Origin of the sequence: Pseudomonas sp. GM21 (assembly GCF_000282215.1) — a bacterium.
Classification (GTDB): Bacteria; Pseudomonadota; Gammaproteobacteria; order Pseudomonadales; family Pseudomonadaceae; genus Aquipseudomonas.
Genome location: NZ_AKJS01000059.1, coordinates 1 through 2,508, shown reverse-complemented (window position 1 = coordinate 2,508; position 2,508 = coordinate 1). Strand labels below are relative to the sequence as shown.

Here is a 2,508-nt window from a genome sequence, read left to right as displayed (position 1 = left end):
AACCTTCACCGTTTCCAGTCTCGGTGGAATTGGCGGTACCGGTTTTACGCCGATTATCAATGCGCCTGAAGTGGCGATCCTTGGCGTCACTCGCGCGCAAATCAGGCCGGTTTGGGATGGTAATTCATTTGCCCCCCGCCTGATTCTGCCCCTGGCACTTTCCTGGGATCACCGTGTCGTGGATGGCGCGGCGGCGGCACGTTTCCTCCAGCATTTGGCGGCTCTGTTGGCTGATTTCCGTCGAATTACTCTTTGAGGGAGAGCACATGAGTCAGGTTATTGAAGTGAAGATGCCAGGCATCGGCGATGCCGCCGCCATGCCGGTGATTGAGGTGCTGGTCAAAGTCGGCGATGTGGTGGCTGTCGATGACGCCATCTGCACGCTGGAATCCGACAAGGCGACGATGGATGTGCCTTCTTCAGCCGCCGGTGTGGTCAAGGAAGTGCTGGTCAAGGTCGGCGAGAACGTGGCCGAAGGCGCGGTGTTGTTGACGCTGGAGTTGAATGATGTTGCAGCCCGGCCTTTGCCATCAGCAATAGCAGCTTCATCGCCGGCGTCGGTGCCAGCAGTGACTTCAACCGGCTCCCGCAACGCTGATCTGGAGTGCGACGTGCTCGTTTTGGGGGGTGGCCCTGGCGGTTACTCCGCTGCGTTTCGCTCAGCCGATCTGGGCCAGAAAACCATCGTGGTGGAGCGCTATGCTTCGCTGGGTGGTGTGTGCCTGAACGTTGGCTGCATCCCCTCCAAAGCGTTGCTGCATATCGCTTCGGTGATGGAGGAAGTCCCGCATTTGGCACCACTGGGTATCGACTTTGGCGCAGGCCAGGTGGATATCGACAAGTTGCGCGTTCACAAAGAATCGGTGGTCAACAAGCTGACTGGCGGGCTCGCCGGGATGGCAAAGGGCCGCAAAGTTGAGGTCGTGCGCGGCTTCGGGCGCTTCCTCGATCCGCACCATATCGAGGTCGCACTCTGTTCGGGTTCCGGCCAGAAACAGACAGGTGAAAAGCAGGTCATTCGCTTCAAACAGTGCGTGATTGCCGCCGGCAGCCAAGCAGTCAAGCTGCCCTTTATGCCGCAGGATCCGCGCATCGTCGACTCCACCGGTGCCCTGGAACTCAGGGCGGTGCCCAAGCGCTTGTTGGTGGTGGGCGGCGGGATTATCGGGCTGGAGATGGCAACCATCTATTCAGCCCTTGGCGCACGCATCGATGTGGTCGAGATGCTTGACGGCTTGATGCAAGGGCCTGATCGCGATTTGGTCAAGGTCTGGGAAAAGCACAACAGCCACCGTTTCGATCAAGTGATGTTGAAAACCCGCACGGTGAAAGCCGAGTCCAGCGAGCAGGGCATTTGGGTGACATTCGAGGGTGAAAAAGCCCCCTCCGAGCCGCAATGCTATGACCTGGTATTGGTCGCTGTCGGCCGCAAACCCAATGGCGACCAAATCGATGCCGACAAGGCGGGTATCAACGTCGGTGAGCGTGGGTTCATCTCCGTGGACAAGCAAATGCGCACCAACGTACCGCACATCTTCGCGATCGGCGACATCGTTGGCCAGCCCATGCTTGCTCACAAAGCGGTCCATGAAGGGCATGTCGCCGCTGAAGTGGCAGCAGGTGAAGCCTTGAACAATTCAGAGCTTGCTCGCAGCCGTTTTGATGCGTTGCAGATTCCGGGCGTTGCCTACACCAACCCAGAAGTTGCCTGGGCCGGACTTACTCAGCAAGAAGCCAAGGACAAAGGTATCAAAGTCGAGGCCGCGGTTTTCCCGTGGGCCGCGTCTGGACGCGCGATTGCCAATGGCCGAGATGAAGGCTTCACCAAGCTTTTGTTTGATGCAGAAACTCATCGGGTGGTCGGCGGAGGCATCGTCGGCACTGGTGCGGGCGATCTGATCAGCGAGGTGTGCCTGGCCATCGAAATGGGCGCCGATGCCGTGGATATCGGCAAGACCATCCATCCTCATCCGACTTTGGGTGAGACCGTGGGGATGGCGGCGGAAGTCGCCCATGGCAGTTGCACCGACTTGCCGGCGGCACGTCGCAAAGAAGCCTGATAACAGAACACGTGGCGCAGGAGACGAGAATGAACGGTTGCAACAAGACAAGCACAGTTGACTTGACCCAATGGGTGGGCCGAGGGGAACTGCGTGCCGACCGCATCGATCAACGTATTGTCCAGGCGCTGGCCGCCACGCTTGATCTGGATCCCGATGGTTTGGAAGTGGGTGCCGAGTTGCCGCCCCTGTGGCACTGGGTGTACTTCACGCCCAACGCCCGGGCCAGCGAAATTGGCATCGACGGCCATCCGAAACGCGGTGGTTTCCTGCCGCCGGTGGACCTGCCCAACCGTATGTGGGCAGGCGGCCGCCTGAGTTTCGAGCAGCCACTGCGGGTCGGCGAGGCCGTTACCAGGATTTCCCGCATTGCACACTGCGAACGCAAAACCGGACGCAATGGCGAGTTGGTGTTCGTGACCGTGGAGCACACGGTCTCCGGTGAGCG

At 59.7% G+C, this 2,508-nt stretch carries 3 protein-coding genes; all 3 read left to right on the top strand.

The features are described 5' to 3' along the window. A partial coding sequence (locus PMI22_RS20830) for a 2-oxo acid dehydrogenase subunit E2 (RefSeq protein ID WP_007944377.1) occupies positions 1 to 256 on the top strand: 256 nt, incomplete at its 5' end. 10 nt (positions 257 to 266) lie between these two features. Beyond that, a complete protein-coding gene (lpdA, locus tag PMI22_RS20835; RefSeq protein WP_007944376.1) occupies positions 267 to 2,060 on the top strand; it encodes a dihydrolipoyl dehydrogenase in 1,794 nt (597 codons plus the stop codon). Between the two features lie 29 nt (positions 2,061 to 2,089). Continuing rightward, positions 2,090 to 2,508, top strand: a 419-nt coding sequence (locus PMI22_RS20840; RefSeq protein ID WP_007944375.1) for an FAS1-like dehydratase domain-containing protein, incomplete at its 3' end; no start/stop codon positions are given.